Here is a 15,827-nt window from a genome sequence, read left to right on the forward strand (position 1 = left end):
TGCCGTGGTCGACGTGGCCGATCGTGCCAACGTTGCAGTGCGGCTTGTTCCGCTCGAACTTTGCCTTAGCCATGGGATGGTTTCTCCGTTTCTCAATCGTTCCAGCGGTTATCAGGCCACCTTGGCGCGGACGCTGTCCGCGATGGCCTGCGGCACCGGCTCATAATGGTCGAACTGCATGCTGTACTGCGCGCGGCCCTGGCTCATGGAGCGCAGGGAGTTCACATAACCGAACATGGTCGCCAAGGGAACCTGTCCCGTGACGACTCGCGCGTTGCCGCGCTGATCCATGCCGGTGATTTGCCCTCGGCGGCTGTTCAGGTCGCCGATGACGTCGCCCATATACTCTTCCGGGGTGATGACCTCGACCCGCATCAACGGTTCGAGAAGCAGCGGGCCTGCCTTGGCCAAGCCCTCCCGGTAAGCCGCGCGGGTCGCCAGCTCAAAGGCCTGAACCGACGAATCGACGTCGTGGCAGGCGCCGTCCAGCAGGATCGCCTTGACGTCCACCACCGGATAGCCCGCCACAACGCCCGCGTCCTTGGCCGCCTCCAACCCCTTCTGCACGCCAGCGACGAATTCTTTCGGCACGGCGGCGACGGAGGCGCGATTTTCAAAGACAAAACCAGATCCGCGCGCCAGCGGCTCGAAAGCCAACACGACTTGGGCGAACTGCGCGCGGTCGCCGATCTGCCGACGGTGCGTGTGGTCGATCTGGGCGGAGCGGCTGATCGTTTCCCGGTAGGCGACCTTGGGAGCGCCAACCGCCGCGTCGACACGAAACTCGCGCTTCATGCGGTCAACGATGATTTCCAGATGCAGCTCGCCCATGCCGCGAATGATGGTCTGGCCGCTTTCGTGATCCAGCGAAACCCGCATCGACGGATCTTCCTGGTTCAACCGCCCCAACGCCGCGCTCATCTTCTCATGATCGGCGTCGGTGCGCGGCTCGACCACGATCTCAATGACCGGCTCGGGGATGTCCATCCGCTCCAGCACGATCGGCTTGTGCGGATCGCACAACGTCTCGCCGGTGCCGGTGTGCTCCAACCCGGCGAAGGCCACGATGTCGCCGGCGCCCGCGCGGGTGATGTCCTCGCGGCTGTTGGCGTGCATCTCCAGCATGCGGCCAATCTTCTCGCGTTCGCCCTTGGTCGGGTTGAACACGGCGTCGCCGACGCTGACGGTGCCGGAATAGACGCGGAAAAAGCTCAACGGCCCGACATAGGGGTCGTTCATCACCTTGAAGACCAGTCCCGCGAAGGGCGAATCATCGTTGGCGGCCCGCTCGTCCGATTCGACGCCGCCGAGACGGTGCCCCTTGATCGCCCCGATGTCGCCGGGAGCGGGCAAATAATCGACGATGGCGTCCAGCATCGGCTGGATGCCCTTGTTGCGGAAGGCGGAGCCGCAGAGCACCGGAACGAAGCCGCCGGACAGAGTCGCCTTGCGGATGCAGGCGCGCAACGTGTCGGGCGACGGCTCCTCGCCGCGCTCCAGATAGGCGGCGGTCGCCGCCTCGTCGAGGTCGAGCACGGCGTCCAGCAGCGCCTGACGGGCGGCGGTGGCGGCGGCCTGCAAATCCTCGGGAATGTCGGTGTGACGGAATTCGGCGCCCAGCGTCTCGGTTTTCCAGACGGTGGCGCGCATCATCACCAGATCGACGACGCCGACAAAGCTGGCCTCGGACCCGATGGGCACTTGCAGAACCAGCGGCGTCACGCCCAGCCGGTCCTTCATCATGGCGACGCAGCCGGGGAAATCGGCCCCGACCCGGTCCATCTTGTTGATGAACCCCATGCGCGGCACGCCGTATTTGTCGGCCTGCCGCCACACGGTTTCCGTCTGCGGCTCAACCCCCGCCACCGAATCGAAAATCGCGACGGCGCCATCAAGCACGCGCAACGACCGTTCGACTTCAATGGTGAAGTCAACGTGGCCGGGCGTGTCGATGATGTTGATGCGATGATCGCGCCAGAAGCAGGTCGTCGCCGCCGAGGTGATCGTAATCCCCCGCTCCTGCTCCTGTTCCATCCAGTCCATAACGGCGGTGCCGTTGTTGACTTCGCCCATCCGATAGGATTTGCCGGTGTAGAACAGGATGCGCTCGGTCGTGGTCGTCTTGCCGGCATCAATGTGAGCCATGATGCCGATGTTGCGGTAACGGTCGAGAGCGTGCGAGCGGGGCATGAACGATCACCAGGAGAGGCGTTGGCCTTACCAGCGGTAGTGCGAGAACGCCTTGTTGGCTTCCGCCATACGGTGCGTGTCTTCGCGCTTCTTGACGGCGGTGCCGCGCTGGTTGGCCGCGTCGAGCAACTCGCCCGACAGACGTTCCGTCATGGTGTTCTCGGAGCGCGCGCGGGCGGCGCCGATCAACCAACGGATGGCCAGAGCCTGGGCGCGGTCCGAACGGACCTCGACCGGAACCTGATAGGTCGCGCCGCCGACCCGGCGGGAGCGCACTTCCAGGTGCGGCTTGACGTTCGTGAGCGCGTCGTGGAAGACCTGAACGGGATCGTTCTTGGTCTTGACCTCGATGCGGCCCAGAGCGCCGTAAACGATGCCTTCGGCGGCGGACTTCTTGCCGTCCAGCATCAGGCAGTTCATGAACTTGGTCAGAACGCGGTCGCCATACTTGGCGTCCGGCAAGACTTCACGCTTCTCGGCGCGATGACGACGGGACATCGTGAGTTCTCCTTACTTCGGACGCTTCGCGCCGTACTTCGACCGGCGCTGCTTACGATCTTTGACGCCCTGGGTATCCAGCGTGCCGCGAATGATGTGATAGCGCACGCCGGGAAGATCCTTCACGCGACCGCCACGGATCATGACCACCGAGTGTTCCTGAAGGTTGTGGCCTTCACCCGGAATGTAGCTCGTCACCTCGAAGCCGTTCGTCAGACGAACGCGGGCGACCTTACGGAGCGCGGAGTTCGGCTTTTTCGGGGTGGTGGTGTACACGCGCGTGCAGACGCCACGCTTCTGCGGGCAGGCCTCCATCGCGGGCACCTTGTTGCGCGCGGCCAACGGCTCACGCGGCTTACGGATCAACTGGTTGATCGTCGGCATATCTGCCCTTTATCCCTTCAAGGCATCCAACCGGCGGAGCCGGACGATGCAAAAGCCCGCCTGCGAAGCTTTGCCGCTTCGAGCGGGCCGAATGAGCGAACGCCGATCTCATCGCTGAAACCGGCTATGTCGTTGAGGTTCAACGGCGACCCTGCCTCCGGATACACTCCGGCCCACGGTCCCTTTGAAGTTCGCGGACTATAGGGAAGGTCATAGGGAGCGTCAAGCGCGGTTTTGCCGGACTCGGCGTGTCCCCGCTGAATCTTCGCGAACATAAAAAAGGGCGCGTCCCTTGCGGAACGCGCCCCCTTCCCTACCCGATCACAGCGGCGAACCTTACGCCGCCGTGCTTTCTTCGCCCGGCTGCGGCAGAGCTTGAATCTCCGCCACGCCGTCGGCGCTTTCCAACTCCGCCACGCGGTCGCGTTCGGCGGCGATCAACTTCAGACGGTTGACCACCGACCCCGTGCCCGCCGGGATCAGACGACCGACGATGACGTTCTCCTTCAGGCCTTCCAGATTGTCGACCTTGCCGCCGACCGCCGCCTCGGTGAGGACGCGGGTGGTTTCCTGGAAGGACGCCGCCGAAATGAAGGAGCGGGTCTGCAACGACGCCTTGGTGATGCCCTGAAGAACCGGATGACCGGCGGCGATTTGCAAGCCCTCGGCAGCGGTCTTCTCGTTCTCCTCGTCGAACTCCTGGCGGTCAACCTGCTCGCCCACCAGGAAGGTGGTCTCGCCCGCGTCGGTGATCTCGACCTTTTGCAGCATCTGGCGAACGATCACCTCGATGTGCTTGTCGTTGATCTTCACGCCCTGGAGCCGGTAGACGTCCTGGATTTCGTTGATGAGGTAGTCGGCCAACGCCTCCACGCCCATGACGGCCAGAATGTCGTGCGGCACCGGGTTGCCGTCCATCAGCAAATCGCCGCGCTCGACGTAATCGCCTTCCTGCACGGAGATGTGCTTGCCCTTCGGGATCAGATACTCCTTCTCGTCGCCCGTTTCTTCGTTGCGGACGACGATGCGGCGCTTGGTCTTGTAATCCTTGCCGAATTCGACGCGACCGCTGAGTTCCGAGATGATCGCGAAGTCCTTGGGACGACGCGCCTCGAACAGTTCGGCCACGCGCGGCAGACCACCCGTGATGTCGCGGGTCTTGGACGATTCGCGCGGGATACGCGCCAACACGTCGCCAGCCCGAACCTCGGCGCCGTTCTCAACCGAGAGAATGGCGTCCACCGACATGAAGTAGCGGGCTTCCAGACCGTTGCCCAGCGTGATGATCTCGCCCCGGTCGTCGAGCAACGCGATGCGCGGCTTGAGGTCGGCGCCGCGCGGCTGCTGGCGCCAATCGACCACCACCTTGGAGGAAATGCCGGTCGCCTCGTCCATGACTTCGCGAACCGAGATGCCTTCCACGAGGTCGAGGTAACGGGCGGTGCCCGCGCGCTCGGTGATGATCGGCAGGGTGTAGGGGTCCCATTCCGCCAGCTTTTGGCCGCGTTCGACCTTCACGTCGTCGTCGGCCAGCAGCTTCGCGCCATAGGGCACGCGGTGACGCGCCCGCTCGCGGCCCTGCTCGTCGAGCAGGATCACTTCGGTGCTGCGGCCCATGACGACCGGGATGCCCGACGAGTTGATGACGACGTTGCGGTTGTTGATCCGCACCGTGCCGTCAAAAGACGCCTCCACCTGGCTTTGCTCAGCGCCGCGTTGAGCCGCGCCGCCGATGTGGAAGGTGCGCATCGTCAACTGCGTGCCGGGTTCGCCGATCGACTGGGCGGCGATGACGCCGACCGCTTCGCCGGTGTTCACCAGCGTGCCACGGGCCAGATCGCGGCCATAGCACTTGGCGCAGACGCCATCCTTGGTCTCGCAGGTCAGGACCGAACGGATCAGGACGCTGTCGATGCCCGACCGCTCGAAACGGTCCACCGTCGGCTCGTCGATCAGGCCGCCGTCTTCGATAATCAACTCGCCGTTCAGCGGGTCGATGACGTCGCCAACGGCGGTGCGACCGAGGATGCGGTCGCCCAGCGGCGAGATGACCTCGCCGCCGTCGATCACCGCCTTGACGGTGATGCCCTTCACGGTGCCGCAATCATGCTCGACGATGATGGCGTCCTGCGCCACGTCGACCAGACGACGGGTCAAGTAACCGGAGTTCGCCGTCTTCAAGGCGGTGTCGGCCAGACCCTTGCGGGCGCCGTGGGTGGAGTTGAAATACTCCAACACGGTCAGGCCTTCCTTGAAGTTCGAGATGATCGGCGTCTCGATGATTTCACCCGACGGCTTGGCCATCAGGCCGCGCATCCCAGCCAACTGGCGGATCTGCGCGGCGGAGCCACGGGCGCCGGAATGGGCCATCATGTACACCGAGTTCACCGGCTTCCCGGCTTCGGTGGTCGAGATGGCCTTCATCATCTCCGACGCGACCTTTTCGGTGCATTCCGACCAGACGTCGACGACCTTGTTGTACTTCTCGCCCTGGGTGATGAGACCGTCGAGATACTGCTGCTCGAACTCCTTCACCCGCTCCTTCGACTCGTTGACCAGGCGGCCCTTAGCCTCCGGGATCACCATGTCGTCCTTGCCGAACGAAATGCCGGCGCGGCAGGCGTGGCCAAAGCCCAGCTTCATCAGGCGGTCGGCGAAGATCACCGTCTCTTTCTGACCGCAATGGCGGTAGACGGCGTCGATGACGTTGCCGACGTCCTTCTTGGTCAAGACGCGGTTGATGAGAGAGAACGGCACGTTCGGGTGACGCGGCAGAATCTCCGACATCAGCATGCGGCCCGGCGTCGTCTCAACCACCGAGATCTTGGTCTCGCCGTTGTCGTCAACGCCGACATAGCGCGCCTTGATCTTGGCGTGGATCGACAGGACCTTGGCGTTCAGCGCCTGCTCGATTTCCGAGGTGTTCGAGAACACCATGCCCTCGCCCTTTTCACCAGGACGGTCCATCGAGATGTAGTAGATGCCGAGCACGATGTCCTGAGACGGGACGATGATCGGCTTGCCGTTGGCGGGCGACAGGATGTTGTTGGTGGACATCATCAGGACGCGCGCTTCCAACTGCGCTTCCAGCGACAGCGGGACGTGCACGGCCATTTGGTCGCCGTCGAAATCGGCGTTGAAGGCGGTGCAGACCAGCGGATGCAACTGGATCGCCTTGCCTTCGATCAGCGTCGGCTCGAACGCCTGGATGCCCAAACGGTGCAGCGTCGGCGCGCGGTTCAGCATCACCGGATGCTCGCGGATGACCTCTTCCAGGATGTCCCACACTTCGGGACGTTCCTTTTCCACCATCCGCTTCGCGGCCTTGATGGTCGAGGCCAGGCCATACAGCTCCAGCTTGGCGTAGATGAAGGGCTTGAACAGTTCCAGCGCCATCTTCTTGGGCAGGCCGCACTGGTGCAGCTTCAGCTCCGGCCCCACGACGATGACCGAACGGCCCGAGTAATCGACGCGCTTGCCGAGCAGGTTCTGACGGAAGCGGCCCTGCTTGCCCTTCAGCATGTCGGACAGCGACTTCAGCGGGCGCTTGTTGGCGCCGGTGATGACGCGGCCACGACGACCGTTGTCGAACAGCGCGTCCACCGCCTCTTGCAGCATGCGCTTTTCGTTGCGGACGATGATGTCCGGCGCCTTCAACTCAATCAGCCGCTTCAGGCGGTTGTTGCGGTTGATGACGCGGCGGTACAGGTCGTTCAGATCGGAGGTGGCGAAACGACCGCCGTCGAGCGGAACCAGCGGGCGCAGTTCGGGCGGGATCACCGGAACGACTTCCAGGATCATCCACTCGGGCCGCGACTGCGAGGTCATGAAGGCGTCGATCAGCTTCAGACGCTTGACCAGCTTCTTCCGCTTCGCTTCGGAATTGGTGTCGCGCAGCTCTTCGCGGCAGGTCTTCTTCTCTTCTTCGAGATCCAACGCCGACAGCATGATGCGCAGCGCTTCCGCGCCGATGGCCGCCGTGAAGGCGTCCTCGCCATACTCGTCCTGCGCGTTCATGAAGTCTTCTTCGCTGAGCAGCGAATGCAGCTTCAGCGGGGTCAGGCCCGGCTCGATGACGACGTAGTTCTCGAAATAGAGAATGCGCTCCAGATCCTTCAGCGTCATGTCGAGCAGCAGACCAATGCGGCTCGGCAGCGACTTCAGGAACCAGATGTGCGCGACGGGCGAGGCCAGCTCGATGTGGCCCATGCGCTCGCGCCGGACCTTCGACAGGGTGACTTCAACGCCGCACTTCTCGCAGATGATTCCACGATACTTCATGCGCTTGTACTTGCCGCACAAGCACTCGTAATCCTTGATCGGCCCGAAAATCCGCGCGCAGAAGAGACCGTCGCGCTCCGGCTTAAAAGTGCGATAGTTGATGGTTTCCGGCTTCTTGATCTCGCCGAACGACCAGGAGCGGATGCGCTCGGGGCTGGCGATCTGGATGCGGATCTGATCGAAGCTCTGAGGCCCCTGGACTTGGCCGAAAATATTCATCAACTCATTCATGACCGTCTCCCGCTGGCAGCGCCGCGTTGTCGGTTAAGGGCAGTGCAGAACCCCGGAAGGGCGAATTCGTCCTTCCGGGGTTGGTCACAAGGTCAGACTCAGTAGGTCCGCTGATTCAACTCAACGTTCAGGCCGAGCGAGCGCAGCTCCTTGACCAGCACGTTGAACGACTCAGGAATGCCAGCCTCGAAGTTGTCGTCGCCACGGACGATGGCCTCATAGACCTTGGTGCGACCGGACACGTCGTCCGACTTCACCGTCAGCATTTCCTGGAGCGTGTAGGCGGCGCCATACGCTTCCAGCGCCCACACTTCCATTTCCCCGAAACGCTGACCGCCGAACTGGGCCTTGCCGCCCAACGGCTGTTGCGTGACCAGCGAGTAGGGGCCGATGGACCGGGCGTGGATCTTGTCATCGACCAGGTGGTGCAGCTTCAGCATGTAGATGTAGCCGACCGTGACCTTGCGGTCGAAGGTCTCGCCGGTGCGCCCGTCGGTCAGCGTCGACTGGCCCGACCGATCAAAACCGGCGCGCTCCAGTTGGACGCAAATGTCCTCCTCGCGGGCGCCGTCGAAGACCGGCGTCGCGAAGGGCACGCCCTTGCGCAGGTTGCCGGACAGCTCGAGAATCTCGGCGTCCGTCATGTCGGCGATGTCCTCGGCGTAGGTCGCCTCGCCGTAGGAGTTCTTCAACGTGCCGCGCAGGGCCTCCAGTTGAGTCCCCCCGTCCGCCTTCTGGCGAATGGCGAGGCGATACTGATCGACCGCCCGACCAATCTGCTTGCCGAGACCAGACGCCGCCCACCCCAGATGCGTCTCGAGAATCTGACCGACGTTCATGCGCGAAGGCACGCCCAGCGGGTTCAGCACGAGATCGACCGGGGTGCCGTCTTCCAGATAGGGCATGTCCTCTTGCGGGATGATGCGCGAGACGACGCCCTTGTTGCCGTGACGACCGGCCATCTTGTCGCCCGGTTGCAGCTTGCGCTTCACCGCGACGAACACCTTGACCATCTTCATCACGCCCGGCGGCAGCTCGTCGCCGCGCTGGAGCTTGTCGACCTTGTTCTCGAAGCGGTCCTGAAGGGCCTTGATCGAGTCGTCGAACACCTTGGCCAGGTTCTCGACATTCTCCATCACCGTTTCGTCGGCGATGGAGATCTGACGCCACAGGCCGCGCGACAAGCCGCCCAAAACCTCGTCGGTCAGGACGGTGCCGCCCTTCATGCCCTTCGGCCCCGCCTGCGCGGTCTGGCCGATCAGCACTTCCTTCAAGCGGGTGTAGAAGCTGCGCTCCAGAATGCCGCGCTCGTCGTCGCGGTCCTTGGCCAGCTTCTCGATCTCGGCCCGTTCGATGGCCAGAGCGCGCTCGTCCTTGTCGACGCCGCGACGGCTGAACACGCGGACCTCGACGATGGTGCCGACGACGCCCGGCGGCAGGCGCAGCGAGGTGTCGCGGACGTCCGAGGCCTTTTCGCCGAAGATGGCGCGCAGCAGCTTTTCTTCCGGCGTCATCGGGCTTTCGCCCTTCGGCGTCACCTTGCCGACCAGAATGTCGCCCGGACGGACTTCGGCGCCGATGTAGACGATGCCGGCCTCGTCGAGGTTCTTGAGGGCTTCTTCACCGACGTTGGGAATGTCGCGGGTGATTTCCTCTTGGCCCAGCTTGGTGTCGCGGGCCATGACCTCGAACTCCTCGATGTGGATCGAGGTGAAGACGTCGTCCTTGACGATGCGCTCGTTGATGAGGATCGAATCCTCGAAGTTGTAGCCGTTCCACGGCATGAACGCGACGAGCACGTTGCGGCCCAGCGCCAGCTCGCCGAGATCGGTCGAGGGACCGTCGGCGACGATGTCGCCCGCCTTCACCCGATCGCCCACCTTCACCAGCGGACGCTGGGTGATGCAGGTGTTCTGGTTGGAGCGTTGAAACTTCAACAGATTGTAGATGTCAACGCCCGGCGCCGTGCTGTCGGAGCTGTCGGTGGCGCGAACGACGATGCGGGTCGCGTCGATCTGGTCGATGACGCCGGAACGCTTGGCCACGATGGTCACGCCGCTGTCGCGGGCCACCGTCGCTTCCATGCCGGTGCCGACCAGAGGGGCGTCGGCCTTCACCAACGGCACCGCCTGACGCTGCATGTTGGATCCCATCAGCGCGCGGTTCGCGTCGTCGTTCTCCAGGAACGGGATGAGCGCGGCGGCGACCGACACCAACTGCTTGGGCGACACGTCGATCAGGTCGATGGCTTCCGGGCGGAACATCAGATATTCGCCGCCCTGACGGCACGACACCAGGTCGTTGGCGAAGCTGTTGTCCGCCGTCAACTCGGCGTTGGCCTGGGCGACGACGTAGCGGCCCTCCTCCATCGCCGACAGATACACCACCTCGTTGGTGACGCGGCTGTCGATGACCTTGCGGTAGGGGCTTTCGATGAAGCCGTACTGGTTCACGCGGGCATAGGTCGCCAACGAGTTGATGAGACCGATGTTCGGGCCTTCCGGCGTCTCAATCGGGCAGATGCGGCCATAATGCGTGGGGTGCACGTCGCGGACTTCAAAGCCCGCGCGCTCGCGGGTCAAACCGCCCGGCCCCAGCGCCGAGAGACGACGCTTGTGCGTGATCTCGGACAGCGGGTTGGTCTGATCCATGAACTGCGAGAGCTGCGAGGAGCCGAAGAACTCGCGGACGGCGGCGGCGGCGGGCTTGGCGTTGATGAGATCGTGCGGCATCACCGTGTCGATCTCGACCGACGACATGCGCTCGCGGATCGCGCGCTCCATGCGCAGCAAGCCGACGCGGTACTGGTTCTCCATCAGCTCGCCGACCGAGCGGACGCGGCGGTTGCCGAGATGGTCGATGTCGTCGATTTCGCCGCGACCGTCCTTCAGGTTCACCAGAACCTTCAGGATTTCCAGAATGTCGTCCTTGCGCAGCACGCGCATCTGGTCGTCAGTCTTGAAGTTCAGGCGCGCGTTCATCTTGACGCGGCCCACCGCCGACAGATCGTAACGCTCGCTGTCGAAGAACAGGCCGGAGAACAGCGCCTCAGCCGACTCGAGAGTCGGCGGCTCGCCCGGACGCATGACGCGGTAGATGTCGATCAACGCGTCTTCGCGGCTGGCGTTGCGGTCCGCGTTCATCGTGTTGCGGATGTAGGCGCCGATGTTCAGATGGTCGATCGCCAGCACCGGCAACTCATCGACGCCGGTCTTTTCCAGCTTGTCGAGATCGCTGACCGACAACTCGTCGCCCGCCTCGAACAGCACCTCGCCGGTGCGCTCGTTGATGATGTCCACCGCCAGATAGCGGCCCGTCAGCTCTTCGGTCGAAACCCGCTGTTCGGTCAGACCGCCTTCGACCAGCTTCTTGATGACGCGCGGCGTCATCTTCGTGCCAGCTTCGGCGACGACCACGCCGGTGGCGGCGTCGATCAGGTCCGAGGCGAGCTTCACGCCCTTCATGCGGTCGACGTTGAACGGAGTTTTCCAGCCGCCCGACGCCCGCGTGTAGGTGATCGTCTCGTAGAAATAGTTGAGGATCTCTTCCTTCGACATGCCCTGCGCCTCGTAAGGCAGCAGATCCTTGCGCGCGGCCTTGCGCTGGGCGCGCAACGTCGCCGTCTCCGCGCCATCCAGGGCGAAGAGCAGAGTCGTGGCGGGCAGTTTGCGGCGACGGTCGATGCGGACATAGACCATGTCCTTGGCGTCGAACTCGAAGTCCAACCAGGAGCCGCGATAAGGAATGACGCGGGCGGCGAAGAGATACTTGCCCGACGAGTGGGTCTTGCCCTTGTCATGGTCAAAGAAGACGCCCGGCGAACGGTGCATCTGCGAGACGATGACGCGCTCGGTGCCGTTGATGACAAAGGTGCCGTTGGCCGTCATCAGGGGCATGTCGCCCATGTAGACGTCCTGCTCCTTGATGTCGCGGATGGAGCGCAGCCCGGTGTCTTCTTCGATGTCGAAGACCGACAGGCGCAGCGTCACTTTCAGCGGCGCGGCGAAGGTCATGCCGCGTTGCTGGCATTCCTCGACGTCATATTTCGGCTGCTCAAGCTCATACTTTACGAAATCGAGCACAGCACGATCGGAAAAGTCCTTGATCGGGAAAACCGATTTGAACACTTCCTGAAGGCCCAGATTCGCCCGCTTTTCCGGGGCGATGTCCATTTGCAGGAAGTGATCGTAGGAGCTGCGCTGCACCTCGATGAGGTTTGGCATCTGGGTGACTTCCGGGATGCGCCCGAAGCTCTTCCGAACACGTTTACGACCCGTAAAGGATTTGGCCATGGATGTCCCCAAACGTCTGCTACGTGATGCGCTCAACCGACCGTTCAACCGACCGTACGGACGACCGCGCGGGCCGTCCCGAAAATTGGGACGGAAAGAGCCGGGCCGGGAAACCCCGGTCCGGTGAAAGGCAGAAAACGCCGTGCGGCGGCAAGCCCCCTGGGGGACTGGCCGCCGTCCGGCGCGGAACTGTATGATCCGTAACGCAACAAGGTCTTACTTAATATCGACCTTGGCGCCGGCCTCTTCAAGCTGCTTCTTGATCTTGGCGGCTTCGTCCTTCGTCGCGCCTTCCTTGACGGGCTTCGGAGCGCCTTCGACGAGGTCCTTGGCTTCCTTCAGACCCAGGCCGGTGATGGCGCGGACTTCCTTAATGACGTTGATCTTCTTGTCACCGGCGTCGGTGAGGATCACGTTGAACTCGGTCTGCTCTTCAACCGGAGCGGCGGCGGCGGCCGGACCAGCGGCGGCGACGGCCACCGGAGCGGCGGCGGAGACGCCCCACTTCTCTTCCAGCAGCTTCGACAGCTCAGCGGCTTCGAGGACGGTCAGGGCCGACAGATCGTCGACGAGCTTCTGCAGATCAGCCATGTTACTACTCCAACGACTTGATGTTCTGGGATGATAGAAATCGAGTGACTAAACGGCTCAGGCCGCCTCGTCCTTCTTCGCGTAGGCCGCAAGCACGCGAGCGACCTGGCCGCCCGGAGCTTGGAGAACGCCAGCGATGCGAGTCGCCGGGGTCTGGATCATGCCCACGAGCTTGGCGCGCAGTTCGTCCAGCGACGGGAGCGCGGCGAGGGCCTTGACCCCCTCGGCGTCCAGAATCTGGCTTCCCAGGCTGGCGCCGACGATCTTGAGCTTCTCGTTGGTCTTGGCGTAGTCGGCGATAACCTTCGCCGCCGCAACCGGATCCTTCGAGAAAGCGATCGCCGTCGGTCCCTTGAAGAGACCGTCCAGACCTTCGAACTGCGTGCCCTGAAGGGCGCGACGGGCGAGCCGGTTCTTCGTCACTTTGAAGCCGGCGCCAGCGGCCCGAACCTTCGCACGCAGGTCGGTGACTTCCTTCACCGTCAGGCCCAGATGGTGGGCGACCACCACGAGACCCTTGTCCTGGAGCTTCGATTGCAGGTCCGCGATCGCCGCTTCTTTTTGTGTACGATCCACGGATCGCCTCCTTGCACAGAGGTGTACATGGAGCCGAAACCCTTGAAGGGCTTAAGCTCCGGCGAACCTGTCCCAGAAGTTCAAGCCGTTCCTGCCCTGGCTCGCGCCAGAATGGTCAACGGTTCAACTCCCGTCTGCGCCGGTGAATTTTAAGCCGTCGCGCCGAAGCGGTCTGGCACCTGCGGTCTCGGACAGGGGCGGCGATCAACCCGAAGGCCGATCACCTAGTGTCGTCAACCCCACGGTGGAGGCTGACGACAAAAGAGAGAAACTTACGCCGAGGCGCCGTTGACCGGAGTCGAGACGGCGGCCAGATCGACCTTCAGGCCGGGACCCATGGTCGAGGACAGCGAGATCTTCTCGATGTACTGGCCCTTGGCGCCGGTCGGCTTGGCGCGACCAATGGCGTCGACGAACGCGCGGATGTTCTGGACCAGCGCCTCTTCCGAGAAGCTGGCCTTGCCAACGCCCGCGTGCACGATGCCGGTCTTTTCCGCGCGGAACTCCACGGCGCCAGCCTTGGCGGCCTTGACCGCGCCAGCGACGTCGGGGGTCACGGTGCCGAGCTTCGGGTTGGGCATCAGGCCGCGCGGGCCGAGCACCTTGCCGAGCTTGCCGACGACGCCCATCATGTCCGGGGACGCGATGCAGCGGTCGAAATCGATCTTGCCGCCCAAAATGGCTTCGGCCAGATCGTCGCCGCCGACCACGTCGGCGCCGGCGGCCAGAGCCTCGTCCACCTTCGCGCCACGGGCGAAGACGGCGACGCGCACGGTCTTGCCGGTGCCGTTCGGCAGGTTCACGACGCCACGGACCATCTGGTCGGCGTGGCGCGGATCAATGCCGAGGTTCATGGCGACTTCGATGGTCTCGTCGAACTTGGTCTTCGACAACGACTTCAGCAGCGCGACGGCGGCTTCGAGGTTGTAGAAGGAGTCGCGATTGACGTTCTTGTAGGCGTCGGTCAGACGCTTGCCGAGCTTGGCCATCGGATCAGCCCTCCACCACTTCGAGGCCCATCGAGCGGGCGGAACCGGCGATCATGGTCGCGGCGGCTTCGACGTCGTGCGCGTTCAGATCGACCATCTTCTTCTGGGCGATCTCACGGACCTGCGAGGTCGTGACCGAGCCGACGAAACCACCCTTGCCGGGGGTCGTCGAACCCTTGTCCTTGCCCGACGCCTTCTTGAGGAAGTAGCTGACGGGCGGGGTCTTGGTCACGAAGGTGAAGGTGCGGTCGCCGAAGGCGGTGATGACCACGGGAATCGGCATGCCGACTTCCAGGTCCGCCGTCTTGGCGTTGAACGCCTTGCAGAATTCCATGATGTTCAGGCCGCGCTGACCGAGCGCCGGACCGATGGGGGGCGACGGATTCGCCTTGCCGGCCGGGACCTGCAATTTGATGTAGCCGACGATCTTCTTCGCCATGTGACAACCTCCTGAAACGACGCCTCGCGAAACGGCTTGGCGTCGCGGGGTTTTGCGGTGCGGCTATGGCGGGCCTTCCGCAACAGAATGAAGCCACCGATGCGAGGGCATCGGCAGCTCCGGGAAAGACAAATCTTTACACTCAGACCTTTTCGACCTGCGTGTACTCCAACTCGACCGGCGTGGACCGCCCGAAGATCGACACCGCCACCTTGAGGCGGGATTTCTCTTCGTCGACTTCCTCGACCGTGCCGTTGAAGGAGGTGAAGGGACCGTCGCTCACGCGAACCTGCTCGCCCACCTCGAAGGTGATCGACGGTTTCGGGCGCTCAAAGCCTTCCTGCACCTGATGAATGATTCGCTCGGCTTCGCGCTGGGAAATCGGCTGCGGCTTGCCGCCGCCGCCCAGGAAGTCCGTGACTTTCGGCGTGTTCTTCACCAGCGACCAGGATTCATCGGTCAAGTCCATCTTGACCAACACATAGCCCGGAAAGAACTTCCGCTCAGTGTTGATTTTGGCGCCTCGGCGCACTTCGACGACTTCCTCGGTCGGAACCAGGATTTCCTCGAACTTGTCCTCCAGACCCTTTTGAGCGGCCTTCTCGCGGATCGCCTGCGAGACCTTCTTCTCAAAGCCGGAATAGACGTGAACAACGTACCAGCGCGCAGCCATGCTCTTAGCCTCCCAGCCCAAGGATCAAGCGGACGGCAACCGCCAGCACCTGATCGACGACGAGGAAGAACAGAGCGGCGAGCACCACCATGACGAAGACCATGGCGGTCGTAATGCCGGTCTCCTTGCGGGTCGGCCAGGTGACTCTGGCAACCTCGCGGCGGACCTCGCGCGCGAATTCAGCGGGATTGACTTTAGCCATCATGCGAACCGTGCGAGCTCCGGTAGCGACAGTATGGGCGTCGCATCTACCCTAAACACAATCGAGACGGGATGGCAGGAGTGGAGGGGCTCGAACCCGCAACCCCCGGTTTTGGAGACCGGTGCTCTACCAATTGAGCTACACTCCTATCGCCGTCCGACCTTGCCCTCCAAGAAGAGCGAGGTTTTGTACCGGAAGCGTCACCAACCTGACCTGCCTTGAAAACCAACCCCCGCCGGGCTTCCGTCCGACGGGGGAGGCAGGCTTATACCACCGCCCAAAGACTGATGCAACCATCATCTTTGGGCGACGAACCCCAAAGCGACTTACTTGCTGATCGACGCGACGACGCCGGCGCCGACGGTGCGGCCACCCTCGCGGATGGCGAAGCGCAGACCTTCGTCCATGGCGATCGGAGCGATCAGCTCGACGTCCATGGCGATGTTGTCGCCCGGCATCACCATCTCCACGCCTTCCGGCA

12 protein-coding genes and 1 tRNA gene are annotated in these 15,827 nt (G+C 63.3%); all 13 read right to left on the reverse strand.

The features are described from left to right. Positions 1–111: 111 nt before the first annotated feature. Positions 112–2,190 carry an elongation factor G gene (gene fusA / locus ACODS4_RS27655; RefSeq protein WP_488869026.1) on the reverse strand — a complete coding sequence of 693 codons (2,079 nt, stop codon included), beginning with the start codon at positions 2,188–2,190 and terminating at the stop codon, positions 112–114. A gap of 27 nt (positions 2,191–2,217) precedes the next feature. Then, positions 2,218–2,688 (reverse strand): 30S ribosomal protein S7, encoded by a 471-nt coding sequence (gene rpsG / locus ACODS4_RS27660; RefSeq protein WP_488869028.1) that lies wholly within the window; start codon positions 2,686–2,688, stop codon positions 2,218–2,220. Positions 2,689–2,700: 12 nt separating this feature from the next. Continuing rightward, positions 2,701–3,072, reverse strand: coding sequence for a 30S ribosomal protein S12 (rpsL, locus tag ACODS4_RS27665; protein ID WP_012973201.1), 372 nt, complete (start codon positions 3,070–3,072; stop codon positions 2,701–2,703). A gap of 336 nt (positions 3,073–3,408) precedes the next feature. Further along, positions 3,409–7,584, reverse strand: coding sequence for a DNA-directed RNA polymerase subunit beta' (rpoC, locus tag ACODS4_RS27670; protein WP_488869031.1), 4,176 nt, complete (start codon positions 7,582–7,584; stop codon positions 3,409–3,411). Between the two features lie 98 nt (positions 7,585–7,682). After that, entirely contained in the window at positions 7,683–11,876 is a 4,194-nt protein-coding gene (rpoB, locus tag ACODS4_RS27675; protein ID WP_488869033.1) for a DNA-directed RNA polymerase subunit beta, read from the reverse strand. A gap of 216 nt (positions 11,877–12,092) precedes the next feature. After that, positions 12,093–12,467 (reverse strand): 50S ribosomal protein L7/L12, encoded by a 375-nt coding sequence (rplL, locus tag ACODS4_RS27680; protein ID WP_488869035.1) that lies wholly within the window; start codon positions 12,465–12,467, stop codon positions 12,093–12,095. Between the two features lie 57 nt (positions 12,468–12,524). Then, complete coding sequence (gene rplJ, locus ACODS4_RS27685; protein WP_488869037.1) at positions 12,525–13,043, reverse strand: 50S ribosomal protein L10; 519 nt, start codon at positions 13,041–13,043, stop codon at positions 12,525–12,527. Between the two features lie 272 nt (positions 13,044–13,315). Further along, complete coding sequence (gene rplA / locus ACODS4_RS27690) at positions 13,316–14,032, reverse strand: 50S ribosomal protein L1 (RefSeq protein WP_488869039.1); 717 nt, start codon at positions 14,030–14,032, stop codon at positions 13,316–13,318. A 4-nt stretch (positions 14,033–14,036) separates the two neighbouring features. Then, the gene (gene rplK / locus ACODS4_RS27695; RefSeq protein WP_119832080.1) at positions 14,037–14,471 is read right to left on the reverse strand and encodes a 50S ribosomal protein L11; all 435 of its coding nucleotides are present in this window, start codon (positions 14,469–14,471) and stop codon (positions 14,037–14,039) included. 142 nt (positions 14,472–14,613) lie between these two features. Then, entirely contained in the window at positions 14,614–15,144 is a 531-nt protein-coding gene (nusG, locus tag ACODS4_RS27700) for a transcription termination/antitermination protein NusG (protein ID WP_488869041.1), read from the reverse strand. Between the two features lie 4 nt (positions 15,145–15,148). Then, a complete protein-coding gene (gene secE / locus ACODS4_RS27705) occupies positions 15,149–15,346 on the reverse strand; it encodes a preprotein translocase subunit SecE (protein ID WP_014246876.1) in 198 nt (65 codons plus the stop codon). A gap of 72 nt (positions 15,347–15,418) precedes the next feature. Then, positions 15,419–15,494: transfer RNA gene (locus tag ACODS4_RS27710), tRNA-Trp, on the reverse strand. Between the two features lie 178 nt (positions 15,495–15,672). Further along, on the reverse strand, positions 15,673–15,827 hold a 155-nt coding region (locus ACODS4_RS27715; protein ID WP_488869044.1), incomplete at its 5' end, for an EF-Tu C-terminal domain-related protein.

This window comes from Azospirillum sp. FG154 (assembly GCF_057809575.1).